This window comes from Pseudomonas sp. MF7453 (assembly GCF_016405455.1).
Taxonomy (GTDB): domain Bacteria; phylum Pseudomonadota; class Gammaproteobacteria; order Pseudomonadales; family Pseudomonadaceae; genus Aquipseudomonas; species Aquipseudomonas paralactis.
In genome coordinates, this window is record NZ_JAEKCN010000021.1 from 1 (window position 1) to 23,207 (window position 23,207).

Genomic DNA, 23,207 nt, shown 5'->3' on the forward strand with positions numbered 1-23,207 from the left:
GCGATGGCGATATCCGGCTTAACGATTGGGTTGTGGCGTAAGGCGCAGGTACGGCTTCACCGCGCGATAGCCCTTGGGAAAGCGTTTCTTGATCTCTTCCTCGTCCTTGAGCGACGGCACGATTACCACTTCATCCCCATCCTGCCAGTTGGCCGGCGTCGCCACCTTGTGGTTGTCGGTCAGTTGCAGCGAGTCGATCACCCGCAGGATTTCATGGAAGTTGCGCCCGGTGCTGGCCGGGTAGGTGATGGTCAGGCGGATCTTCTTGTTCGGGTCGATTACGAACAAGGAGCGCACGGTGAGGGTGTCACTGGCGTTGGGATGGATCAGGTCGTAGAGGTCCGAGACCTTGCGGTCGGCGTCGGCCAGGATCGGGAAGTTGACCACGGTGTTCTGGGTCTCGTTGATGTCTTCGATCCACTTGTGATGCGAGTCCACCGGGTCTACCGACAGGGCGATGGCCTTGACGCCACGCTTGGCGAATTCGTCCTTGAGCTTGGCGGTGAAACCCAGCTCGGTGGTGCACACCGGGGTGAAGTCCGCCGGATGAGAAAACAGTACACCCCAGCTGTCGCCCAGCCATTCGTGGAAGCGAATCTTGCCGGCGCTGGAATCCTGTTCGAAGTCGGGGGCGATGTCGCCCAGTCTTAGGCTCATGGTGTGGCTCCTGATGAGTGCTTATGGAGCCCACTGTGCATGGATTTGAAATTATTTAAAAAGAATAAATATCGATTTATCTAGACGATAAAGGAATATTAAAAATGTGTTCATTGGACTTGGCCACACGCGACGATCAACATTGTTTTCAAGGTTCGAGAAGGCCTTGAGTCGCTGTAACAAAGAGGGGTTCAGGAAGGGCTTGCGGGGGTTGAGCCCGACTTGAAAAAGCAACACACCTTGCCCGGCATTGCGCCGGGCAAGGTTTTACAGTCTTACAACAGCGGGATCGAGTAGCTGACGATCAAGCGGTTTTCGTCCTGGTTACGCGCGCTGGCGATATCGCTGCGCCACATAGCGTTTTTCCACGCCACGCCGACGTTTTTCAGCGGACCTTCCGGTACGACGTAGGCAACAGTGATGTCACGTTCCCACTCGGACTGGCCGGTGAACTCGGTACGGTTGCTGGAGACGGTGTCGATATGGTCACCCTTCAGGTAAACCACACCAGCGGTCAGACCAGGTACACCCACCTTGGCGAAGTCGTAGGAGTAGCGAGCTTGCCAGGTACGCTCGCCGGCACGGGCGAACTTCTGGATCTGCATGTCGGTGGTGATGTAAGCCGACGAGCCGTCACCCTGGTTCAGCCAAGGGAAGTCGCTGCTGCCGTTGCTGACCTGGTAACCGCCACCGAAGGTGTGGCCGGCAACCGAGTACAGGAACAGGCCGCTGTACAGGTTGTTGTCGACTTTGCCACGACCGGAGTTGACGCCACCGTAGTTGCCTGTGGAGAAGTAGGCGGACTGGTTGCCGTTGTTACCATCGTCGGAGCTGTTGAAGTAACGCAGATCAGACTTCAGCACGCCAGGACCGATAGCCCAGTTGTGGGTCAGGCCCAGGAAGTGTTGCTTGTAGAAATCTTCCAGGTTGCCGTAGTAGTACTGCGCGGTCAGGTCCTTGGTGATCTTGTAGTCGCCACCGGCATAGTAGAACTTGTTGCTCGAACGCCAGTTCGCGCCGCGGCTGTTGGCGCCGGAGATGGACAGGCTTTCGTTGTTGCTGGAGTTACGGCCCTTGGCTTTTTCGATCTGGCCGGCAACCAGGGTCAGGTCCTTGATGTCGCTGGAGGTGATCTGACCACCCTGGAAGGTTTGCGGCAGCATACGACCATCGTTGGTCACGATGACCGGCAGCTTGGGCTGCAAGGTACCCAGCTTCAATTCGGTCTGGGAGATCTTGGCTTTGGCGGTCAGACCCAGGCTGGAGTAGTTATCAACGGCTTCGCCGTTGGACTTGCTCGGGAAGACGGTGCCGCCATACGAGCTGGCAGTCGCGCCGTTGGTGCCGCCGCCGGAATCCAGGCGAACACCCAGCAGGCCGATAGCGTCAAGACCGAAGCCAACGGTGCCTTGGGTGTAACCGGAGATGAAACGCAGATCGAAGCCTTGGCCCCATTCTTCGTTACGGCTCGGATTGGCCGTGCCTTCGCGGTTATCGGTGTTGATGTAGAAGTTACGCAGGCCCAGTGTGGCCTTGCTGTCTTCGATGAAACCGGCAGCGCCTGCTTGCTGGGCGATTGCGCCCAAAGCTACAGCCTCAGCCAAGGTGGACTTCTTCATGTACCGCTCCTCTCATTTCTAATTTTTGTATTTCTTTGGTCCCGGGTCTGACGCCCTGGATCCACAGATGCGCGATTAGCGCCAGATAGTGACTAGCAAGTCAATCGTAACCTTGTGTGTCTACTACCTTCGTCTAATCGCAGTTGATTTGGTCCCTGCAGGGTAATGAGTTTTTCATACACCCAAAAAGAATTGTTTCATTCTTTTTCATACTATTCGGGAATAAGCAGATGCGTGAAGCGGGCTTGTCGACTAAGACGAACCGCTCCATAAGCTAATTCCTAAAGGGTATTTACCAGTGCTTTTTTAGATCGATTAGTGTGCCCGTACGGTTGCATACGTCACTCACGATCAAAAAGGCGACGCCATCATGGCCAAACGCACATCCTCCCGTCAATTTGTTACAGTTTTTGTATCGGTATTACTTTCTTTTGGTGTCAGCGCGGCGGATTTGACGGTCGGCTACCAGACCGGCATCGATCCCAGCAAAGTCCCCCAGGCTGAAGGCCTGTATGAGAAGGCGATCGGCGAAAAGATCAATTGGCGCCGGTTCAACAGTGGCCCGGAAGTGGTCACGGCCATTGCCTCAGGCGATGTGCAGATCGGTAATCTGGGTTCCAGCCCGCTCGCCGCAGCGGCGTCCCGCAACCTGCCAATCGTGGCGTTTATCGTATCGGCACAGATCAACGCTTCTGAAGCCCTGGTGGTGCGTAACGGCAGCGGCATCGATAAACCCAAAGACTTGATCGGCAAAACCATCGCCACACCGTTCGTCTCGACCTCTCATTACAGCCTGCTCGGTGCGCTGAAGCACTGGGGGCTCGACACCCGGCAAGTCAAGGTGGTGAACCTGCAACCGGCCGAAATCGCCGCTGCGTGGAAACGCGGCGATATTGATGGAGCTTTTGTGTGGTCGCCAGCCCTGGGCGAAATCCGCAAGACCGGCAAAACCCTCACAGACGCGGCGCAGGTGGGCCAATGGGGCGCGCCGACGTTTGAGGTGTGGGTGGCGCGCAAGGATTTTGCGCAAACACATCCTGACGTGGTGGCCAAGTTCGCCAAGGTCACCCTGGATGCCTTTGCCGACTATGCCGCCCACAAAGACAGCTGGACGGTGGACTCGGAACCGGTGCAGAAAATCGCCAAATTGACAGGTTCAAATGCCGACGACATTCCGGAACTGTTGGCCGGTACGACGTTTCCGGATGCACAGGCACAGCAAACCGCTGCGTTGCTCAAGGGCGGCACGGCGAAGGCGATTGGGGAGACGGCGAAGTTCTTGAAAGAACAGGGGAAGGTGGAGACGGTGCTGCCGGATTATTCGGCCTATGTGACCGACAAATTCATCACCCAATAAATACAGTCTTCGGTGGGAGCTGGCTTGCCTGCGATGCCAGCAACTCGGTCGTTCAGATAAACCGAGGCACTGCTATCGCAGGCAAGCCAGCTCCCACACAGAGCCGTACTCTTTTACAGGGCCTTTTCGAAGATCTTGGAGTTACGCTGATAGTTGTACAGCGACGCCCGCGCCGACGGCAGGCGGTCAACGCTGCTTGGCACAAAGCCGCGCTCACGGAACCAGTGGGCCGTGCGCGTGGTAAGCACGAACAAGGTCTTCAACCCCTGTGCTCGCGCACGGGTCTGGATGCGTTCGAGCAACACGTCGCCGCGCGCGCCGTGGCGGTACTCCGGGTTCACCGCCAGGCACGCCAGCTCCCCTGCATCCGAATCGGCGATCTGATACAGCGCTGCGCACGCGATGATCATGCCTTCGCGCTCGACCACGCTGAACTGTTCAATCTCACGCTCCAGCACTTCCCGCGAACGACGCACCAGAATGCCCTGCTCTTCCAGCGGGCTGATCAGGTCCAGCAAACCGCCGACGTCTTCAATTGCCGCTTCGCGTACCAGTTCGAATTGCTCCTGGGCCACCAGCGTACCGCCACCATCGCGGGTGAACAGTTCGGTAAGCAAAGCGCCATCTTCGGCGTAGCTGACGATATGGCTGCGCCCTACTCCACCCCGGCAGGCTTCGGCAGCGGCATCGAGCAGCTCGGCCTGATAGTTGCTGCCCAGGCGCTGCAGGTGCGCGGGTACTTGTTGTGGGCGCAATTCACGCACCAGGCGGCCGTTCTCATCGATCAGACCGGGATCGGCGCCGAACAGCAGCAACTTGTCGGCGCCCAGGTCGATGGCGGCGCGGGTGGCGACGTCTTCGCAGGCCAGGTTGAAGATCTCGCCGGTGGGCGAATACCCCAACGGCGACAGCAGCACGATAGAGCGCTCATCCAACAGGCGGTTGATGCCCTTGCGGTCGACCCGGCGCACTTCGCCGGTGTGGTGGTAGTCCACGCCTTCAAGCACGCCAATTGGCCGTGCGGTGACCAGGTTGCCGCTGGCCACACGCAGGCGCGAGCCCTGCATCGGCGATGACGCCATGTCCATGGACAAGCGCGCCTCGATGGCAATGCGCAAATGACCCACCGCGTCGATCACACACTCCAGCGTCGCCGCATCGGTGATGCGCAAGCCTTCGTGGTAAGCCGGGGTAAGGCCGCGTGCTTCAAGGCGGGTTTCGATTTGCGGGCGCGAGCCGTGCACCAGCACCAGGCGAACTCCCAGGCTGTGAAGCAGCACCAGGTCGTGGACGATATTGCCGAAGTTGGGATGGTCCACACCATCGCCGGGCAGCATGACCACAAAGGTGCAGTCGCGGTGGGCGTTGATGTAGGGCGAAGCGTGACGAAGCCAATTAACGTATTCGGGCATAACACCTGGGCCTGTAATAAAAAGCAGCCAAAAAAGGATCAATCGTGAAAGCGCACAGCGGGCTGATGGTTATCGTCGGAACAGGCTTGGCGACACGCTCACTCTCCTTATGTACGAATGGGCAGAGGTTAATTTATGCAGGTTTCAGGCAGTAATGTTCGATCAGTTCCCGCAATAGACGCACTGTAGGCGTCAAGCGTGACATTTCGAGGTATTCCCCCGGCTGGTGAGCACAGGCGATATCGCCAGGGCCGAGCACCAGGGTTTCGCAACCAAGGCGCTGAAGATAAGGCGCTTCGGTGCCGAACGCCACTGCTTCGGCACGATGGCCGGTCAAACGTTCCGCCACCCGCACCAACTCGGCGTCTTCGGGCTGCTCGAACGGCGGCACTTCGGGGAATAGCGGCGCGTAGTCGATCTTGACCTTATGCCGCTCGGCCAAGGGTTCGAGCTTCTGCCGGATCGCCGCACGCAGTACTTCTGGGTCCATGCCGGGCAAGGGCCGCAGGTCGAACTCCAGGGAGCACTGGCCACAGATGCGGTTGGGGTTGTCGCCGCCATGGATACAGCCGAAGTTCATGGTCGGCTGCGGCACGCTGAATTGCGCGTTGCGGTACTCGCGCTGCCAGGCCAGGCGCAGGCCGCGCAGTTCGCCGATGGCATCGTGCATGGCTTCAAGGGCACTGTGGCCCAGGCTCGGGTCCGACGAATGGCCGCTGCGACCCAGAATATCGATGCGTTCCATCATCACGCCTTTGTGCAGGCGAATCGGCTTGAGCCCGGTCGGCTCGCCGATCACCGCTGCGCGACCCAGCGGGCGCCCCGCTTCGGCCAGCGCACGCGCGCCGGACATGGAGCTTTCTTCATCACAGGTGGCAAGTATCAACAGCGGTTGCTTGAACGGCTGATCCAGCAGCGGCAACACGGCTTCGATGGCCAGGGCGAAAAAGCCTTTCATGTCGCAGCTGCCCAGTCCTACCCAGCGGCCGTCGACCTCCGTCAGCTTGAGCGGATCGGTCTTCCACAGTGCGGCGTCATAGGGGACTGTATCGCTATGACCTGCCAGCACCAGGCCACCGGGGCCGCTGCCGAAACTGGCCAGCAGGTTGAACTTGCCGGGGCTGACTTGTTGGATATCGATGGCAAAGCCCAGGTCACCCAGCCAAGTGGCGAGCAGGTCGATCACCGGGCGGTTGCTCTGGTCGAGAGACGCCTGGGTGCAGCTCACCGACGGCGCGGCGATCAAGGCGGCGAACTGCTCTTTCATGGACGGTAACGGCATGCGCGGTCTCCCAACTTCCCGGATGAACCTCACTATAGAGGCATCTGCCCAACACAATAAACCGTTGCGGCACGTTGCCGGGCTCAGTCCTGTACACTGCACGGCCTTGGCAGCCACACTTTTCCCCGGCTGCGCTCCCGATCCTGGATTTTCCGGCCATGCAGAAAGAAACCGAAATCAAGCTACGCGTCAGCCGCGAAACACTCGTTGCGCTGCGCGAGCACCCGTTACTGAAAAAACGCAACAAAAGTGGCTGGGAACGCCGTGAGTTGATGAATCAGTACTTCGACACCCCAGAGCGCGACCTGGCCCAGGCCAAGGTTGCCCTGCGCCTGCGCAAGGACGGTGACGACATCATTCAGACCCTCAAGACCCGCGGCCAAAGCGTCGCCGGCTTGTCGGAACGCAACGAGTACAACTGGGACTTGCCCAAAGCCAAGCTCGATGTGAAGAAACTCGACGGCGAGTGCTGGCCCGAGCAACTGGCCGAGTTGGACAAAAAGACCCTCAAGCCGATCTTCACCACCGACTTCGTGCGTGAACGCGCCGAAATCGCCTGGGGTCGTGGCAAGGCCAAGGTGGTGATCGAAGCCGCCCTGGACCTGGGCCATGTGGTGGTCGGTAAGCAGAAGGAAGAAATCTGCGAGCTGGAACTGGAGTTGCGCGAAGGCGAACCCGCCGCCCTGCTGGAGCTGGCCGCCGAACTGGCCGCGACCCTGGCGCTGATGCCATGCGATATCAGCAAGGCCGAGCGCGGTTACCGCCTGTATGACGCGAGCAGCTACTCCTTGAGCCTGCCGGCCCCGCAGATCCACGCTGAAATGCCGCTGGACGACGCCTTCGCCGCAATCATGTGGCACCTGTTGGGTAGCAGCCAGCGTCTGGCCGAGCAATACCGTTTCAACGGCCACTGGCGCTTGCTGCAGGACTGGGTCGAGAACCTGGGTGAGTTGCGCGCCCTGATCGGCAGCCTCGGCCAGGCCGCGCCGCGCCAATCCACCAGCGAACTGCGCAGTGCCCTGGACGCGTTGCTGGAAGACTGGCGCCCGCTGGTCCAGGCCGGTGACGACGATGAGGACATTCGCAAAGCCGCGCCGGAGCAGTTCATCGAAGAATTGCAAGACGTACGCTGGGGCCTGTTCTCTCTGAACACCTCGCGCTGGCTGCTGGCCCGCACTTGGACCGCCGAGCGTAATGTGCGCGGTAACCGCCAGGGCGCCGCGCAAATCACCAACTGGCTGCCACGCCTGTTGGCCGACGACGCCGTCTCCCTGCAACTGCAGCGCTACCAGCAACAGCCGGAAGACCTCGCCGAGCAACTGCCGCGTATCGAACGCATCCAGGCCTGGCTGCACCATGCGCGCCATGTGGTGGACATTGCAGAACTGGACCGTTTGTACGGCGAGCTGAACAAGCTGGCGCACCTGGCTAACCAGCCGATCACCGATGAATCGCTGGATGCACGTATGCATCAGGCGATTGCGGTGTATCAGAACCGGGCCTGGAAGACCCTGCTGCGCCTGTAATATCGCTATCCCGGGCAAGCCCGCTCCCACATTTGCTGTGGGAGCGGGCTTGCCCGCGATGAGGCCCTCCCTGTCAGCGCAATACTGGCAGGCTGGTGGTGGACTTGATCTCCGACAACGCCACGATCGAGTTGACCTCCTGGATCCCGGGCACCATCGATAACTTCTCGAAGAAAAACCGCTCATACGCCTCAATGTCCGACGTGACGATGCGCAGCAGAAAGTCCACCGCCCCCATCAGCACATAACACTCCAAAACCTCAGGAAACCCTCGAATCGCTTCGGTGAATTCCGTGAAGTTGGAGCGGCCGTGGGCATTGAGTTTGACCTCGGCGAAAATCTGCGTGTTGAGCCCGATTTTCTTGCGGTCCAGCAAGGTGACCTGGCCACGGATCACCCCCTCTTCCTTGAGCCGCTGAATGCGTCGCCAGCATGGAGATTGCGACAGGCCGACCTGCTCGGCGATCTGTGCACTGGAGAGCGAGGCGTCCTCTTGCAACAGGGCCAGAATGCGGCGGTCGTAGACGTTCAACTCGCTATGCATAGAAATACCTGTTTAGGTGCATTTTTTGACTTACCTTATTCGATATAGCGCGAATCACGGCCATCTTAGATAAGAAATCTCCGCAGGCGAATGTAAAAATTCCTCCAGTCGATTTTGGAGAGTCAGTATGCACGCCGTCGAAACCGCCCACCCTGCCACCCGCGTCGATGCGTGGGCCGTCAACAACGCACACTGCCAAGCGCACTATCGGATCGCCGCCGAGGCTGAGCCTGACGTGCTGTGCCGGGTGCTGAACTACTTTGCGCTGCAGTTCCTGACGCCCGCCCACATCAATGTGAGCCGGGACAACGACCTGCTGAATATCGATATTGTGATCGACGGCCTGAGCTGGCACCGCGCCCAGGTCATCGGTGAAAAGATTCGAAACCTTATCAGTGTCTGCGACCTGGAGCTGTGGCCGGCAGATGCCGAGCGGCCTCCGACACTGGCGGCAACGGCGCGGTAAAAAACTGCAATACACCTAAAGAGGCGGATTCCAAAGGGCTGACTAGCCTGGGATTACATCCCGAGACGCCAGGAAACCTGCATGACCCCCGCCGCCCCCGACCGCCCCTTGGAACTGCATCAATTATTGCCGACACTGATTGAGCAAGGGCTGCTCACCGCGCAGGCGGCACAAGGCATTCAAGCAGTGCCTTGCACTCAGCATCCCCTGGAATGCATCGCGGCCCAAGGCCCTTGCCTTGAAACCTTGACCCAATGGCTGGCCCGGCATGTCGACCAGCCTTACCTGCGCATCGACCCGTTGAAGATCGACGTGGCGAGTGTGGTGCCGTTGATGTCCCATGCCTTCGCCCAGCGCCACGGCATTCTTGCGGTCGCCGTGGATGCGCAAAGCGTCACGATCGCCAGCGCCCAGCCGCATATCTGCGCCTGGGAAGCCGGGCTCGCTCAAGTGCTCAAACGCACAATCAAGCGCGTGGTGGCAAACCCCCGGGATATCCAACGCTGCCTCAACGAGTTTTACCGCCTGGCCAGGTCAGTCAGTGGCGCCGATCAGAAAATGGCGGTCCCCGGCAACGTCGAACTGCTCAGCCTCGGGAGCAGCGACAAGGAGCCCGACGCCAATGACGCGCATATCGTCAATATCGTCGACTGGCTGTTGCAGTACGCCTTTGCCCAGCGGGCCAGCGATATTCATATCGAACCCTGCCGCGATCAGGGCCGCGTGCGTTTTCGCATCGACGGGCTGTTGCATGACGTTTATCAGTTTCCGCCTCAGGTCACCACCGCCGTAGTCAGCCGCTTGAAAAGTCTCGGGCGAATGAATGTGGCCGAGAAACGCAAACCCCAGGATGGGCGCGTCAAGACCAGGAACCCGGCGGGCGCCGAAGTGGAATTACGCCTTTCGACCCTGCCGACGGCGTTCGGCGAAAAACTGGTGATGCGGATTTTTGACCCTCAGGTGCTGCTCAAGGACTTCGACCAGTTGGGCTTGTCGAACGCCGATCAGCAGCGCTGGCACGCTATGACTCAGCAAGCCAACGGCATCATTCTGGTCACCGGCCCGACCGGTTCGGGCAAGACCAGCACCCTCTACACCACCCTCAAGCAACTGGCGACCCGAGAGGTCAACCTGTGCACGGTGGAAGACCCGATTGAAATGGTCGAGCCGGCCTTTAATCAAATGCAGGTCCAACACAATATCGACCTCACCTTTGCCAGCGGCGTTCGCGCCCTGCTGCGCCAAGACCCCGACATCATCATGATCGGCGAAATCCGTGACCAGGAAACCGCCGAGATGGCCATACAGGCAGCACTGACCGGGCACCTGGTGTTCTCGACCCTGCATACCAACGATGCGCCCAGCGCCATCAGCCGACTGCAGGAACTTGGTATCGCTCATTATTTGATCAAGGCGACGCTTATAGGCGTCATGGCGCAGCGTCTGGTGAGGGTTCTGTGCGCCCACTGCAAGCGTCCGACGGGTATAGAGGACACAGGATGCTACGAGGCCGTCGGCTGCGTGGAGTGCCGTGACAGTGGTTATCGAGGCCGAGCCGGGCTCTATGAAATCATGCCGATGGACCCAGCGCTCAAGGCGCTGGTGACTCCCGGTACGGACATACAGGCGCTACGCCGTGGGGCGCTCGCGCACGGTATGACCAGCTTGCGCATGGCCGGCATCGATAAAGTGAAAGCCGGCCTGACCACGCTGACGGAAATATTACGGGTCACGCCTGGGGATTCAGAAACAAATCCTTTGTTTGTCGGGCCGTGAAACCGTCCTTATCGGTGACCAGACCGTTACAATCGGCCCAACGTCGTTCACTGACATCTTCAGATAAGGAATCGCTATGCAGATCGGAACCGTACTGCTTCTTTTCGTGGGGTTGGCCATCGCCATCCTGTTCATGGGTTTCAAAGTGGTGCCCCAGGGCTACCAATGGACCGTTGAACGTTTCGGCCGCTACACCAACACCCTCAAGCCCGGCCTGAACATCATCATCCCGGTCATGGACCGCATCGGCCGCAAGATCAATGTGATGGAAAGCGTGCTGGATATTCCGCCCCAGGAAGTCATCACTGCCGACAACGCCACCGTGCAGATCGATGCCGTGTGCTTCTTCCAGGTGGTCAACACGGCCCAGGCGGCCTACGAGGTCAACAACCTCGAACACGCCATTCGCAACCTGCTGCAAACCAATATCCGTACCGTCCTGGGCTCCATGGAGCTCGATGCAATGCTCAGCCAGCGTGACGGCATCAACGAAAAGCTGTTGCGCACCGTGGATGAAGCCACCGCACCGTGGGGCATCAAGATCACCCGTATCGAGATCAAGGACATCAGCCCGCCCGCCGACCTGATGGCGGCCATGTCCGGCCAGATGAAAGCTGAGCGGATCAAGCGTGCACAAATTCTTGAAGCCGAGGGCCTGCGTGCGTCAGCGATCCTGACCGCCGAAGGCAAGAAGCAGGCGCAGATTCTCGAAGCCGAAGGTAGCCGTCAGGCCGCGTTCCTGGAATCCGAAGCGCGTGAGCGTCAGGCCGAAGCCGAAGCTCGGGCGACACAAGTGGTGTCCGAAGCCATCGCGTCGGGCAATGTGCAGGCGGTCAACTACTTCGTCGCGCAAAAATACATCGACGCCCTGGGCAAGCTGGCCTCGGCCAACAACAGCAAGGTCATCCTGATGCCGCTGGAAGCCAGCCAGGTGATTGGCGCCGTGGGCGGTATCGGCGAAATCGTCAAGGCCACTTTCGGCAACCAGAAAGGCTGAGGCCATCACCATGTGGGACTTTCTGCTGAATTTATCGTTCTGGGACTGGTTGGCGCTGGGCACCGTGCTGTTGATTCTTGAGGTATTCGGTGCTGGCGGTTACCTGCTGTGGATGGGTGTCGCCGCGGCCGCAGTGGGGGTGATCAAGTTCCTGGTCCCACCGCTCGGGCTGGAGTGGCAACTGCTGCTGTTCGCCATGCTGTCGATCCTGACAGCCGTGTATTGGTGGAAGCGCCAACGCAGCAGCGCCAAGGCCAGCGATCAACCGGGCCTGAACGAGCGAGGTTCCGAATTGATCGGGCGCACCTTCATGGTGCATCAGGCGATTGTGGATGGCCGGGGCAAGATTAAAGTCGGAGATGGCGTGTGGATGGTCACCGGCGCCGATGCCCCAGCAGGCGCTCAAGTACGCGTGGTTGGTCAAGAGGGGGTGATTTTAAAGATTGAAACTGTTTAGTCAGTGATGGAACTGGATCGACTTAACTACAATCAAAACGTACAGATAACCCACCGGAGTCACCCATCATGCGTCTTAAATATGCTGTCGCCACCCTCGCTGTGCTTTCCCTACCTGTCGGCTCAGCCATGGCCGATAGCTTCTGGCGTAATGTCATCTCGTCGGGCGCCACCACCGGCTCGACTTACCTGACGTTCAAGGACCACAAGCTGGTAGTCGCCGCCCAGGACGACGCCGGCAGCTTCGTCGCCAGCGACGGCGGCATCCGCGGCCCGTACCTGGAAGCGGCCATGCAGAAGGTCCGCGCCGACAACCCTGGCCTTCAGGCCACCGACATGGAACTGGCTAACGCCATCCTGGCCAAAAATGCTGTAACCGAGTAACCGCCGCACCGATAAAAATGCCGCTTTTTCAAGCGTAATGCCGTTCAGTTAAGGCTTTTTGTAGGAGCGAGCTTGCTCGCGAAAACTCACAAGCGCCGTGTTCAATCAGGATGCACGCGTTATCGTTGACGTTTTTCGCGAGCAAGCTCGCTCCTACAGAGGGCGATACACGCTTAACTGAACGGCATTCCGCTTTTTCAAGCGGCATTTTTTTGCCTGCCCTATGACGAATCGTTCATAAGCGACAGGCTATATTCAGTCTCGCCGTGCAACGATGCGGTACTGATACGTTTAACACTCATCGCCTATCTTGAACGGATGCCTTCTTCGTCATGAGCCAACAGCCTTTCCTGCCGTTTTCCAAACCGACCATTGATGAAGCCACCATCTCGGCAGTCGGCGATGTCCTGCGTTCCGGCTGGATCACCAGCGGGCCAAAAGTTCAGGCGTTCGAGGCGCAGTTGTCGGAATACTTTGGTGGGCGGCCGGTGCGCACCTTCAACTCGGGCACTTGCACCATGGAGATCGCCTTGCGCATCGCCGGTATCGGGCCTGGGGATGAAGTCATTACTACACCGATTTCCTGGGTCGCCACCGCCAACGTCATTCTCGAAGTCGGTGCTACTCCAGTGTTTGCCGATATCGACCCGGTAACCCGTAACATAGACCTGGCCCAGGTTGAAGCGGCAATCACACCGCGTACCAAAGCGATCATTCCGGTCTACCTGGCGGGCCTGCCCCTGGACATGCCAATGCTTTACGCGCTGGCCAACAAGTACAACCTGCGCATCGTCGAAGACGCCGCGCAAGCCCTGGGCTCCAGCTGGGACGGGGAACGCATCGGTGCAACTGGCGACTTCGTGTCGTTCAGCTTCCAGGCAAACAAGAACATCACCTCGTCCGAGGGTGGCTGCCTTGTATTGAATAATGCCGAGGAAGCCCGCCTGGCAGAGAAGTATCGCTTGCAGGGCGTAACCCGGACCGGTTTCGATGGCCTGGATGTGGATGTGCTGGGCGGCAAGTTCAACATGACCGACATCGCTGCCGCCATTGGCCTGGGGCAGTTTGCGCATATCGAAAAGATCACTGCCCACCGCCAGAACCTGGCACGGCACTACTTCAAGTGCTTTGGCAACGACTTCGAAGAGCAGTATGGCGCGCAACTGCCGCCGGCGGACTTTGAGAACAGCAACTGGCACCTGTTCCAACTGGTGCTGCCGGAACGCCAGGACGGCTTGCCTGCTCGCGCAACGTTCATGGAACAGATGCAGGCCCACGGCGTTGGCATTGGCTATCACTACCCTCCGATCCACTTGCTGAGCCTGTATCGGGAACAGGGTTTCAAGGAAGGCATGTTCCCGGTGGCGGAGCGTGTTGGGCGATTGATCGTGTCGTTGCCGATGTTCACGGCAATGACAGAGGCGGATGTGGAGCGGGCTGTAGCGGCGGTTAAAGCGGTACTGGAAAAAGACTGAACACAACCAGCAGGCACACCCCAATCAACTGTGGGAGCTGGCTTGCCTGCGATGCAGGCACCTCGGTGTATCGGTGATACACGGGTGATCCAGTCGCAGGCAAGCCAGCTCCCACATTGATGTGTGCTGTTGCAGCTATTGCGTTTAGTCGCCGATGGCGGCTTTGTAGCCGGCGGCATCCAGCAGTTTGTCCAGTTCAGCCTTGTTGCTTGGCTTGAGCTTAAAGATCCAGGCGCCGTAAGGATCGGAGTTCAGCAGCTCAGGGCTGCCACTCAGCTCTTCGTTGACGGCAATCACTTCGCCGGCAATCGGTGAGTAGATATCCGAAGCTGCCTTGACCGACTCCACCACCCCCGCCTGATCTTCAGCGGCAAACACCTTGCCCACTTCAGTCAGTTCAACAAACACCACATCACCCAAAGCTTCCTGTGCATGGTCGGAGATCCCGACGGTCACAGTGCCATCAGCTTCCAGACGGGCCCATTCGTGACTTTCGGCAAAACGCAGGTCGGCAGGGATATTGCTCATAGTCTGTGTCCTCAAGAAGAAATGTCAGCGGCCATTGGCCTGCCGGAAATAGTTAGATCAAGGTTTTGCCATGGCGTACGAAGGTCGGCTTGACCACTCGAACCGGGTACCACTTGCCGCGGATTTCCACTTCGGCCCGGTCGGCAGTCGCCGCCGGTACGCGCGCCAGGGCAATGGATTTGCTCAGCGTAGGCGAGAAACTACCACTGGTGATCTCTCCTTCGCCAACATTGGCGATACGAACCACCTGATGAGCGCGTAAAACCCCACGCTCTTCCAGCACCAGCCCGACCAATTTGAACTGCACACCGGCCGCCTTTTCCGCTTCCAGCGCGGCACGACCGATGAAATTGCGCCCGGCAGGTTCCCAGGCGATGCTCCAGGCCATATTGGCCGCCAGGGGCGATACTTGCTGATGGATATCCTGGCCGTACAGGTTCATGCCGGCCTCCAGGCGCAAGGTATCGCGGGCGCCGAGGCCGATGGGAGAAATACCGGCGCCTACAAGATCGTTGAAAAACCCCGGTGCCTGATCAGCGGGCAGCACAATCTCCAGGCCGTCTTCACCGGTGTAGCCGGTACGGGCGATAAACCAGTCGCCGTCGGCGTGGCCTTCGAACGGCTTGAGCTGGTGGATCAGGTTGCCACGGGACTGGGTCACCAGTTCGGCGATTTTATGCCGGGCGTGGGGGCCCTGGATGGCGAGCATGGCCAACTCGGACCGCTCATGCAGCTGCACCTGGTAATCGCCCAGTTGCGCCTGCATCCAGGCCATATCCTGATCGCGGGTGGCGGCATTGACCACCAACCGGTAAGCGGTTTCGGTGCGGTAGACGATCATGTCGTCCACCACCCCGCCCTGCTCGTTGAGCATGGCGCTGTACAGCGCACGGCCGCAGCCGTGCAATCGATCGACGTCATTGGCCAGCAGGTGCTGAAGCCATTCCTTGGCCTGAGGGCCGGTGACATCGATTACGGTCATATGAGATACATCAAACACCCCGCAGTCGCGCCGCACCTGATGGTGTTCTTCAACCTGCGAGCCGTAATGCAAAGGCATATCCCAACCGCCAAAATCGACCATTTTCGCGCCGAGGGCGAGATGCAGGTCATACAAAGGCGTACGCTGTCCCATGGGTTTCTCCTTCCGGGCTTGGCGAAGGTGCGCAGAGCTGCCACTTGCGCCGAACACCTTGATTTACAAGGCCCGCAGCCACATACAGCAGGTCGATCCGAAAGACGGAGCGCACCGAATGCCGCGCATTGTAGCCTCAAGCCGTAGGACTGGCACCTAACCGATTTGTCGGGCGGAGCGACGGATCAGCCCGATGACCGGTAACAACCCGACCAGCACCAGGGTCAGCGCCGGCAAAGAAGCCCGCGCCCATTCGCCTTCACTGGTCATTTCAAAGATGCGGACCGCCAGGGTGTCCCAGCCAAAGGGGCGCATCAGCAACGTCGCGGGCATTTCCTTGAGCACATCCACAAACACCAGCAACGCCGCGCTCAAGGTGCCGGGCAACAACAACGGCAGATACACTTTGCAAAACAGTCGTGGACCGCTCACCCCCAGGCTGCGTGCAGCTTCGGGCAATGACGGGCGAATGCGCGCCAGGCTGTTTTCCAAAGGCCCGTAGGCCACTGCCAGGAACCGTACCAGGTAAGCCAGCACCAAGGCCGACAGGCTGCCCAGCAGCAAGGGCTTGCCCGCGCCACCCAGCCAGCCGGACAACGGCACCACCAGCTCGCGGTCCAGGTAGCTGAACGCCAGCATGATCGACACCGCCAGCACCGAGCCTGGCAAGGCATAGCCGACATTGGCCAGGCTGATGCCGGAGCGAATCGCCCGGGTCGGCGCCAGGCGGTTGGCAAAGGCCAGGATCATTGCCACGCTGACCGTAATCAGCGCGGCGATACCGCCCAGGTAGAGGGTGTGGATGATCAGGCCCGTGTAGCGCTCATCCAGGTCGAAGCGCCCGCGTTGCCAGAACCAGGCCACCAGTTGCAGCATCGGGATCACAAATGCACAAGCGAATACCAGGCCGCACCAAGCGCTGGCCGCCACGGCCTTCAGCCCACGCAAGTGGTACAACGCCTTGCCGCGCGGGCGCTCATTGCTCGGTCGGCTGGCACCGCGCGCACGCCGCTCGCCATACAGCACCAGCATCACCACCAGCAGCAACAGGCTGGCCAGTTGAGCGGCGCTGGAAAGGCTGAAAAAGCCGTACCAGGTTTTGTAGATAGCCGTGGTGAAGGTGTCGAAGTTGAACACCGAGACGGCGCCGAAATCCGCCAGGGTCTCCATCAACGCAAGGGCCACACCGGCACCAATCGCTGGCCGCGCCATCGGCAACGCCACGCGCCAGAACGCTTGCCAGGGCGATTGCCCCAACACCCGCGCCGCCTCCATCAAACCCTTGCCCTGAGCCAGAAACGCAGAACGTGCCAGCAGGTAGACATAGGGATAGAACACCAGCACCAACACGATGACTACGCCGCTGGTGGAGCGCACCCGCGGCAACCGTAGCCCTGTGCCAAACCATTCGCGCAGCAGGGTTTGCACCGGCCCGGCAAAATCCAGCAGGCCTACGAACACGAAGGCCAGCACATAGGCTGGAATCGCAAAGGGCAGCATCAAGGCCCAATCAAGCCAGCGCCGCCCGGGGAATTCGCAAAGACTGGTCAGCCAGGCCAGGCTCACACCCAGCAGCGTCACGCCGATACCGACGCCGAGTACCAGGGTCAGGGTATTGCCCAGCAAGCGCGGCATCTGGGTGTCCCAGAGGTGGGACCAGATCTGGTGGTCGATGCTTTGCCAGGACAACAGCAGCACACTCAGCGGCAACAACACCAAGGCGGCGACGGAGAAGACCGGCAGGTACCAGCGGCGTTGGGCGGGGTGGGCCAAGGGAAGCTCTCTATGCACAGACTATTGGAGACAAACACAAAACAATGTGGGAGGGGGCTTGCTCCCGATGGCGGAGTGCCAGTCAGTGACGATTAGACTGATACACCGCTATCGGGGGCAAGCCCCCTCCCACATTTGATCTGAGGCAATTTACAAACTCAGTTCCAGCCAGCGCGATCCATCAGGCGAATGGCTTCGGCCTGACGCTTGCCCGCCACTTCCACCGGCAAGGTATCGGCCACGAACTTGCCCCAACTCGCTACTTCCGCCGACGGCGGTACCGCCGGGTTGGCCGGGAACTCCTGGTTCACGTCGGCAAAGATCTTCTGCGCCTCTGGCGTGGTCATCCACTCCACCAGTGCCTTGGCCGCTTGCGGGTGCGGCGCGTGCCTGGTCAGGCCGATGCCCGACAGGTTCACATGCACGCCACGGTCGCCCTGGTTCGGCCAGAACAGTTTGACGGCCAAATCCGGCTTCTGCTTGTGCAGGCGACCGTAGTAGTAGGTGTTGACGATACCCACGTCGCACTGCCCGGCATTGATGGCTTCCAGCACGGCGATATCATCGGAGAACACGTCGGTGGACAGGTTGTTGACCCAGCCTTTGACGATCTCTTCGGTCTTGGCCGCGCCATGGGTTTCAATCAACGTGGCGGTGAGTGACTGGTTGTAGACTTTTTTCGCCGTGCGCAGACACAGGCGGCCTTCCCATTGCTTGTCGGCCAGGGCTTCGTAGGTGGTCAGTTCGCCTGGTTTGACCCGGTCGGTGGAGTAGGCGATGGTGCGCGCGCGCAGGCTCAAACCGGTCCAGGCGTGGGCCGAGGAGCGATATTGCAGCGGGATATTCTTGTCGATGACGGCGGAAGTGAACGGTTGCAGGATGCCCATTTGCTCGGCCTGCCAGAGGTTGCCGGCGTCGACAGTGAGCAGCAGATCGGCGGTGGCGTTCTCGCCCTCAGCCTTGATGCGCTGCATCAGCGGCGCTTCCTTGTCGGTGATGAACTTGACCTGCACCCCGGTCTTCTTGGTGTAGGCGTCGAAGACCGGCTTGATCAGCTCGTCGATGCGCGAGGAGTAGACCACGACTTCGTCGGCCGCCTGTACGGTGGTGCTGCCGATCAGGGTGAGTGCCAGGGCAGTCAGGAGGCGCTTGGGTGCCAACATGGGTGCGGTCTCTCATTTGCAAATTGAGGGCAAATGATAAGGACTCACATTTGGTAACGCTCGACGGAGGCGTTACCAGATGTTGCACAGCCAGAATATGCGCTGGAGCTGACGGCCTCATCGCGGGCAAGCCCGGCTCCCACAGAGGGTTGTATTGTCAGTTCAGGGTTTGGCGAGTTCGGGAAGATCGCCAGTCAAACCCAGTGCCTGGCGCACAAACACCGCCTTGGCTTCGGGCATCTGGTCGACGATTTTCAGGCCTGCATTGCGCAGCCAGCGCAATGGCAGCTGATCGGCCTGGAATAACCGTTCAAAGCCTTCCATCGCCGCCATCAGCGCCAGGTTGTGGGGCATACGCCGCCGCTCGTAACGGCTCAACACTTTCACATCGGCCAGGCGCTCGCCGCGCTCAGTTGCCGCCAGCAGCACTTCGGCCAGCACGGCCGCATCAAGGAAGCCCAGGTTCACGCCCTGCCCCGCCAACGGGTGAATCACGTGGGCGGCGTCGCCGATCAATGCCAGGCCTTCGGCCACATAGCGTTTGGCATGGCGCTGGCGCAACGGCACGCAAATGCGGGGGTCAGCGCTGATCACAGTGCCCAGGCGCCCCTCAAAGGCACGCTCCAGTTCCCGGCAGAAGCTTTTATCATCCAGGGCCATCAGGCGTTCGGATTCAGCCGGCGTGGTCGACCAGACGATCGAACACCAATCTTCCTGCCCATCGCGCACCAGCGGCAGGAACGCCAGCGGGCCGGTATCGGTAAAGCGTTGCCACGCCGTGCGCTGGTGTGGCTGGCTGCTGCGCACGCTGGTGACAATGGCGTTATGCAGGTAATCCCACTCGCGGGTCGGGGTGCCGGTCAGGCGGCGTACGGCGGAGTTGGCGCCATCGGCGGCCACTACCAGCGGCGCACGCAACTTGCGACCGTCAGCCAGGGTCAGCAGCCAGTCATCGCCGGAGCGGCGCATCTGTTCCAGGCGCGCATTGGCCAGCAGGCCGAGGTCGCAGTCATGCAGGCGATCCAGCAAGGCATCCTGCACCACGCGGTTTTCGACGATATGCCCGAGCACCTCGGCATGCACACTGGCCGCCGAGAAGTGGATCTGCCCGGTACCGCTGCCGTCCCACACCTGCATTTCGCCGTAGGGACTGGCACGCCGCTCTACGATGCCGTCCCACACGCCCAGGCGCTCAAGAATGCGCTGGCTGGCCGCCGACAACGCGCTCACCCGAGGTTCAAACGCCGCAGCCGACTCAAACGGCTTGACGCTCAACGGGCTGCCGTCGAGCAGCAGCACCTGCAAGCCACTGCCCTGCAACGCCAGCGCCAGGGCGCTTCCGACCATTCCGGCCCCGACAATCAGCACATCTGCGCGCATGTCCATGCTTTAAGCCTTGTCTCGTGTGCGGCACAGGCCGCAAATAAAATGATGGGCCGGCTCAGACATCGGAGCGCGTGCCCAGACCCATGGCCTGGCGGGCGAACCAGCGTTTGGCCGGCGGCAACAGATCCAGGCCGAGCAGGCCCAGGTTACGGCCCAGCGCCATTAACGGCTGGCCGCTGCCAAACAGGCGCGTGACCTGGTCGGAAAAGCCTACGGTCAGTTGTTGGTCGAGGCGCTGGCGCTCGCGATAGCCTTGCAAGGTCGCCAGGTCACCTGGCACCGCAGGCCCGGCCAGCAAGGCTTCGGCCAGGGCATTGGCATCGCGCAGGGACAGGTTGAAACCCTGCCCGGCAATCGGGTGCAGGCTGTGGGCGGCATTGCCGAGGACTGCAAGATGAGAGCGCACTTGCTCTTCGGCTTCCACCAGGGTCAGCGGGTACAAATGTCGGGCGCCCACTTGCTTGAGGGTGCCCAGGCGATAACCGAACACGCCCTGCAACTCACTCAGGAAACTGCGCTCGTCGAGGTCGGCCAGGCGCTGGGCGTCCATGCCGATGCGGGTCCAGACCAGTGCGCAACGGTTGTCCGGCAGCGGCAACAAGGCCATCGGCCCTTCATCGGTGAAACGTTCGAACGCTTCGCCATTGTGGGCTTCGCTCGGGGTGATATTGGCGATCAGGGCGCTCTGGTTGTAAGGCCGGGTTTTGACGCCAATGCCCAGTTGCTCACGCAAACCGGAGCGGCCGCCGTCGGCCAACACCGCGAGATCGCATTCCAGTACGGTTTCATCGTCGAGCGTCAGGCGATAGCCATCGGGCAGCGGCTCCATGCGTGTGACTTGCGCGGGGCAGCGCCAGCTGACGACGTCTTTATCCAGGCCTTGCCACAGGCATTGGCCCAGCCAGGCGTTTTCCACCACGTAGCCCAAGGCCGGTACGCCCTCTTCCATGGCGGACAGGCGCGCGGTAGAGAAACGCCCACGGTCCGATACATGAATCTGCTTGATCGGCTCGGCGCGGCGGGCAATGTCCTGCCATACGCCCAGGCGCTGATAAATCTGGCGGGCACCAAAGGACAGCGCCGACGAACGCGCATCGTAACTGGGCTGGTAGCTGTCGCCCGGGGCAAACGGTTCGATCAGCATGATCTTCCAGCCGCGCGCCTTGGCACCGGCCTGCAACGCCAGGGCCAGGCTGGCGCCCACCAGGCCGCCGCCGATAATCGCCAGATTGACCCGGCTCATCGGGCGGCCGCCATCAGCGATTCGATCTCGGCAACGGTCTTGGGCGCCGCACCGGTCAGGATTTCACAGCCTTGCTTGGTCACTATCACGTCGTCCTCGATGCGTACGCCAATGCCACGCCATTTCTTTGCCACGTTCTGGTTGTCCGGTGAAATATAGATCCCCGGCTCCACGGTCAAGGCCATGCCGACTTCCAGCACACGCCATTCACCGCCGACCTTGTACTCGCCTACATCGTGTACATCCATGCCCAGCCAGTGGCCGGCGCGGTGCATGTAGAAAGCGCGATAGGCTTCGCTGACGATCAGCTCGCCAACGTCACCGTGCAGCAACCCCAGCTTCACCAACCCGGCGGTGATAACCTGCACGGTGGCCTCGTGGGCCTGGTTCCAATGCTTGTTCGGTGCGATCTGCTCAAAGGCGGCTTCCTGGGAAGCCAGCACAATCTCGTAGATCGCCTTTTGCTCGGGCGAAAATTTGCCGTTGACCGGCCAGGTGCGGGTGATGTCGCTGGCGTAGCAGTCGATCTCACAACCGGCGTCGATCAGCACCAGGTCGCCATCCTTGAGCAATGCGTCATTTTGCTGGTAATGCAGGATGCAGCTGTTGCGCCCGGCGGCAACGATGGAGCCGTAGGCGGGCATTTTCGCACCGCCCTTGCGGAACTCGTAATCCAGTTCGGCCTCCAGGCTGAACTCATGCAAACCGGCACGGCTGGCCCGCATCGCCCGCACATGGGCCGCGCAGGAAATACGCGCGGCCTCACGCATCACCCTCACTTCTGCCGCCGATTTATACAGGCGCATGTCGTGCAGCAGATGATCCAGGGCAACGAATTCGTTCGGCGGCTGGGCGCCCAGGTGCGCTTTGGAACGGATCACATTGATCCACTCCATCACATGGCGGTCGAATTCGGCATTGCTGCCCATGGCTGAATACACCCGGTCGCGGCCTTCGATCAGACCCGGCAGGATGTCGTCAATATCGGTAATGGGGAATGCGTCGTCAGCGCCAAAGTCGCGAATCGCGCCCTCGGTGCCCGCACGCAGGCCATCCCACAATTCGCGCTCGGCATTGCGCTCGCGGCAGAACAACACGTACTCGCCGTGCTGGCGGCCGGGCATCAGCACGATCACGGCTTCGGGCTCGGGGAAGCCGCTCAGGTACTGAAAGTCGCTGTCCTGGCGGTAGACATGCTCGACATCACGGTTGCGGATCGCTACCGCAGCGGCCGGCAGGATCGCGATGCTATTGGGTTCCATCTGCGCCATGAGCGCCTTGCGGCGACGGGTGTATTCCGCTTTGGGGATATGGATCATGGGCAGATGGACTTCCTTTCTTGCGTCTTAGTGCAGCGAAGGCTTGGGTGCGGCCGGTTCAGCGGACTTTTTGGTCTCGGTGAACAGCAGCAGCGGTGCCACGCGCAGGTATTCCATTACTTCCATGTAGTCGCCTTCGCCGTCTTCGGATTCTTCCAGGGCATCTTGCACCTGGGAGATGGCCGCCAGGTCTTGCAGCACTTCCTTGGCATCGGTGCTCAGTTCCAGGCCGCCGGCGTTTACGCCGAAACCGTGGAGGAAGCCCTGGCACCATTGGCCCAACGCGGCAGCGCGTTCAGCGAGCGGGGCGTCGTCGGTCGGCAGCAGCAGGACCACGGTGACGTCATCACCGGTCAGCTCGCCCTTGACCATCTCTTGCAGGCCAATCAGCGCGTTACGCACGTTTTCGGTCGGTTCGGTTTCCAGCAGCTCGGCCACGTCGGCCAGCCAGTTGTCGGCATCAAAGCCCACACCGGTGCAACTGCGGCCCAACAGCACGCCGTGCAGTTCGGCAGGCGAGCATGGGTGGCCGCTGGTGCTCAGCAGTTTGGAAAAAGCGTCGTACGGGGAATTCTGAATGGGCATGGTGAGCTAGGCGCCAGACGGCGCAATGTCTAGAATGGAGCGCTGTATCCTAGCACCGGCAGACGCACCAAGACTATCAAGGGCGTCAGATCGTTTATCCTGCAGTTGCCATTCATCAGACAAA

The 23,207-nt window shown here is 60.4% G+C and carries 21 protein-coding genes; 8 read left to right on the forward strand and 13 right to left on the reverse strand.

Translation table 11 applies throughout. The annotated features are described in order from the left end of the window. Positions 1-18: 18 nt before the first annotated feature. Positions 19-657, reverse strand: coding sequence for a peroxiredoxin (locus JFT63_RS25460; protein WP_003195267.1), 639 nt, complete (start codon positions 655-657; stop codon positions 19-21). A 275-nt stretch (positions 658-932) separates the two neighbouring features. Next, the gene (locus tag JFT63_RS25465; RefSeq protein WP_198845016.1) at positions 933-2,276 is read right to left on the reverse strand and encodes an OprD family porin; all 1,344 of its coding nucleotides are present in this window, start codon (positions 2,274-2,276) and stop codon (positions 933-935) included. A gap of 370 nt (positions 2,277-2,646) precedes the next feature. Here JFT63_RS25465 and tauA point away from each other — a divergent pair, with 370 nt between their 5' ends. Beyond that, complete coding sequence (tauA, locus tag JFT63_RS25470) at positions 2,647-3,633, forward strand: taurine ABC transporter substrate-binding protein (protein WP_198845017.1); 987 nt, start codon at positions 2,647-2,649, stop codon at positions 3,631-3,633. A 113-nt stretch (positions 3,634-3,746) separates the two neighbouring features. Here the strand turns inward: tauA and argA are convergent, their stop codons facing one another. Further along, positions 3,747-5,045 (reverse strand): amino-acid N-acetyltransferase, encoded by a 1,299-nt coding sequence (argA, locus tag JFT63_RS25475; protein WP_003195273.1) that lies wholly within the window; start codon positions 5,043-5,045, stop codon positions 3,747-3,749. A 133-nt stretch (positions 5,046-5,178) separates the two neighbouring features. Continuing rightward, positions 5,179-6,327, reverse strand: a complete 1,149-nt coding sequence (argE, locus tag JFT63_RS25480) for an acetylornithine deacetylase (RefSeq protein WP_057702057.1) — start codon at positions 6,325-6,327, stop codon at positions 5,179-5,181. 158 nt (positions 6,328-6,485) lie between these two features. Between argE and JFT63_RS25485 the strand changes: the two genes are divergently transcribed. Then, a complete protein-coding gene (locus JFT63_RS25485; protein ID WP_057702056.1) occupies positions 6,486-7,853 on the forward strand; it encodes a CYTH domain-containing protein in 1,368 nt (455 codons plus the stop codon). Between the two features lie 73 nt (positions 7,854-7,926). On the opposite strand, the gene JFT63_RS25490 is transcribed toward JFT63_RS25485, so the two are convergent. Next, on the reverse strand, positions 7,927-8,397 hold the full coding sequence (locus tag JFT63_RS25490; protein ID WP_198845018.1) for an Lrp/AsnC family transcriptional regulator: 471 nt from the start codon (positions 8,395-8,397) through the stop codon (positions 7,927-7,929). A 127-nt stretch (positions 8,398-8,524) separates the two neighbouring features. Between JFT63_RS25490 and JFT63_RS25495 the strand changes: the two genes are divergently transcribed. The 6 genes from JFT63_RS25495 (at position 8,525) to JFT63_RS25520 (ending at position 13,951) form a co-directional block, all read left to right on the forward strand. Next, positions 8,525-8,863 (forward strand): hypothetical protein, encoded by a 339-nt coding sequence (locus JFT63_RS25495; protein ID WP_198707224.1) that lies wholly within the window; start codon positions 8,525-8,527, stop codon positions 8,861-8,863. A gap of 81 nt (positions 8,864-8,944) precedes the next feature. Then, a complete protein-coding gene (locus JFT63_RS25500; protein WP_198845019.1) occupies positions 8,945-10,639 on the forward strand; it encodes a GspE/PulE family protein in 1,695 nt (564 codons plus the stop codon). A gap of 76 nt (positions 10,640-10,715) precedes the next feature. Next, entirely contained in the window at positions 10,716-11,636 is a 921-nt protein-coding gene (locus tag JFT63_RS25505; RefSeq protein ID WP_003195285.1) for an SPFH domain-containing protein, read from the forward strand. 10 nt (positions 11,637-11,646) lie between these two features. Next, entirely contained in the window at positions 11,647-12,093 is a 447-nt protein-coding gene (locus JFT63_RS25510) for an NfeD family protein (protein WP_198845020.1), read from the forward strand. A 68-nt stretch (positions 12,094-12,161) separates the two neighbouring features. Further along, positions 12,162-12,476 carry a DUF2388 domain-containing protein gene (locus JFT63_RS25515; protein ID WP_003176799.1) on the forward strand — a complete coding sequence of 105 codons (315 nt, stop codon included), beginning with the start codon at positions 12,162-12,164 and terminating at the stop codon, positions 12,474-12,476. Between the two features lie 332 nt (positions 12,477-12,808). Further along, on the forward strand, positions 12,809-13,951 hold the full coding sequence (locus JFT63_RS25520) for a DegT/DnrJ/EryC1/StrS family aminotransferase (protein ID WP_198845021.1): 1,143 nt from the start codon (positions 12,809-12,811) through the stop codon (positions 13,949-13,951). Between the two features lie 144 nt (positions 13,952-14,095). Here the strand turns inward: JFT63_RS25520 and gcvH are convergent, their stop codons facing one another. The 8 genes from gcvH to JFT63_RS25560 all read right to left on the reverse strand — a co-directional run bounded on the left by gcvH (position 14,096) and on the right by JFT63_RS25560 (position 23,083). Further along, positions 14,096-14,479, reverse strand: coding sequence for a glycine cleavage system protein GcvH (gcvH, locus tag JFT63_RS25525; protein ID WP_057702049.1), 384 nt, complete (start codon positions 14,477-14,479; stop codon positions 14,096-14,098). 52 nt (positions 14,480-14,531) lie between these two features. Further along, complete coding sequence (gene gcvT / locus JFT63_RS25530; RefSeq protein ID WP_057702048.1) at positions 14,532-15,614, reverse strand: glycine cleavage system aminomethyltransferase GcvT; 1,083 nt, start codon at positions 15,612-15,614, stop codon at positions 14,532-14,534. Positions 15,615-15,770: 156 nt separating this feature from the next. After that, on the reverse strand, positions 15,771-17,387 hold the full coding sequence (locus tag JFT63_RS25535) for an ABC transporter permease (RefSeq protein WP_198845022.1): 1,617 nt from the start codon (positions 17,385-17,387) through the stop codon (positions 15,771-15,773). Between the two features lie 158 nt (positions 17,388-17,545). Beyond that, positions 17,546-18,550 carry an extracellular solute-binding protein gene (locus tag JFT63_RS25540; RefSeq protein WP_057702046.1) on the reverse strand — a complete coding sequence of 335 codons (1,005 nt, stop codon included), beginning with the start codon at positions 18,548-18,550 and terminating at the stop codon, positions 17,546-17,548. Positions 18,551-18,712: 162 nt separating this feature from the next. Then, entirely contained in the window at positions 18,713-19,930 is a 1,218-nt protein-coding gene (locus tag JFT63_RS25545; protein WP_198845038.1) for a 2-octaprenyl-3-methyl-6-methoxy-1,4-benzoquinol hydroxylase, read from the reverse strand. Positions 19,931-19,991: 61 nt separating this feature from the next. Then, positions 19,992-21,179: a 2-octaprenyl-6-methoxyphenyl hydroxylase gene (ubiH, locus tag JFT63_RS25550; protein WP_057702044.1), complete on the reverse strand. Its 1,188-nt coding sequence runs from the start codon at positions 21,177-21,179 to the stop codon at positions 19,992-19,994. Further along, on the reverse strand, positions 21,176-22,498 hold the full coding sequence (gene pepP, locus JFT63_RS25555) for a Xaa-Pro aminopeptidase (RefSeq protein ID WP_198845023.1): 1,323 nt from the start codon (positions 22,496-22,498) through the stop codon (positions 21,176-21,178). Before pepP ends, ubiH begins: the two co-directional genes overlap by 4 nt. Positions 22,499-22,525: 27 nt before the next feature. Further along, positions 22,526-23,083, reverse strand: coding sequence for a YecA/YgfB family protein (locus JFT63_RS25560; RefSeq protein ID WP_057702042.1), 558 nt, complete (start codon positions 23,081-23,083; stop codon positions 22,526-22,528). Between the last annotated feature and the right edge of the window lie 124 nt (positions 23,084-23,207).

What these genes read in the sequence shown, in the direction of transcription:
- JFT63_RS25460 (WP_003195267.1), bottom strand. Translation starts at nt 657, where the DNA reads ATGAGCCTAAGACTGGGCGACATCGCCCCCGACTTCGAACAGGATTCC.
- JFT63_RS25465 (WP_198845016.1), bottom strand. Translation starts at nt 2,276, where the DNA reads ATGAAGAAGTCCACCTTGGCTGAGGCTGTAGCTTTGGGCGCAATCGCC.
- tauA (WP_198845017.1), top strand. Translation starts at nt 2,647, where the DNA reads ATGGCCAAACGCACATCCTCCCGTCAATTTGTTACAGTTTTTGTATCG.
- argA (WP_003195273.1), bottom strand. Translation starts at nt 5,045, where the DNA reads ATGCCCGAATACGTTAATTGGCTTCGTCACGCTTCGCCCTACATCAAC.
- argE (WP_057702057.1), bottom strand. Translation starts at nt 6,327, where the DNA reads ATGCCGTTACCGTCCATGAAAGAGCAGTTCGCCGCCTTGATCGCCGCG.
- JFT63_RS25485 (WP_057702056.1), top strand. Translation starts at nt 6,486, where the DNA reads ATGCAGAAAGAAACCGAAATCAAGCTACGCGTCAGCCGCGAAACACTC.
- JFT63_RS25490 (WP_198845018.1), bottom strand. Translation starts at nt 8,397, where the DNA reads ATGCATAGCGAGTTGAACGTCTACGACCGCCGCATTCTGGCCCTGTTG.
- JFT63_RS25495 (WP_198707224.1), top strand. Translation starts at nt 8,525, where the DNA reads ATGCACGCCGTCGAAACCGCCCACCCTGCCACCCGCGTCGATGCGTGG.
- JFT63_RS25500 (WP_198845019.1), top strand. Translation starts at nt 8,945, where the DNA reads ATGACCCCCGCCGCCCCCGACCGCCCCTTGGAACTGCATCAATTATTG.
- JFT63_RS25505 (WP_003195285.1), top strand. Translation starts at nt 10,716, where the DNA reads ATGCAGATCGGAACCGTACTGCTTCTTTTCGTGGGGTTGGCCATCGCC.
- JFT63_RS25510 (WP_198845020.1), top strand. Translation starts at nt 11,647, where the DNA reads ATGTGGGACTTTCTGCTGAATTTATCGTTCTGGGACTGGTTGGCGCTG.
- JFT63_RS25515 (WP_003176799.1), top strand. Translation starts at nt 12,162, where the DNA reads ATGCGTCTTAAATATGCTGTCGCCACCCTCGCTGTGCTTTCCCTACCT.
- JFT63_RS25520 (WP_198845021.1), top strand. Translation starts at nt 12,809, where the DNA reads ATGAGCCAACAGCCTTTCCTGCCGTTTTCCAAACCGACCATTGATGAA.
- gcvH (WP_057702049.1), bottom strand. Translation starts at nt 14,479, where the DNA reads ATGAGCAATATCCCTGCCGACCTGCGTTTTGCCGAAAGTCACGAATGG.
- gcvT (WP_057702048.1), bottom strand. Translation starts at nt 15,614, where the DNA reads ATGGGACAGCGTACGCCTTTGTATGACCTGCATCTCGCCCTCGGCGCG.
- JFT63_RS25540 (WP_057702046.1), bottom strand. Translation starts at nt 18,550, where the DNA reads ATGTTGGCACCCAAGCGCCTCCTGACTGCCCTGGCACTCACCCTGATC.
- JFT63_RS25545 (WP_198845038.1), bottom strand. Translation starts at nt 19,930, where the DNA reads ATGCGCGCAGATGTGCTGATTGTCGGGGCCGGAATGGTCGGAAGCGCC.
- ubiH (WP_057702044.1), bottom strand. Translation starts at nt 21,179, where the DNA reads ATGAGCCGGGTCAATCTGGCGATTATCGGCGGCGGCCTGGTGGGCGCC.
- pepP (WP_198845023.1), bottom strand. Translation starts at nt 22,498, where the DNA reads ATGATCCATATCCCCAAAGCGGAATACACCCGTCGCCGCAAGGCGCTC.
- JFT63_RS25560 (WP_057702042.1), bottom strand. Translation starts at nt 23,083, where the DNA reads ATGCCCATTCAGAATTCCCCGTACGACGCTTTTTCCAAACTGCTGAGC.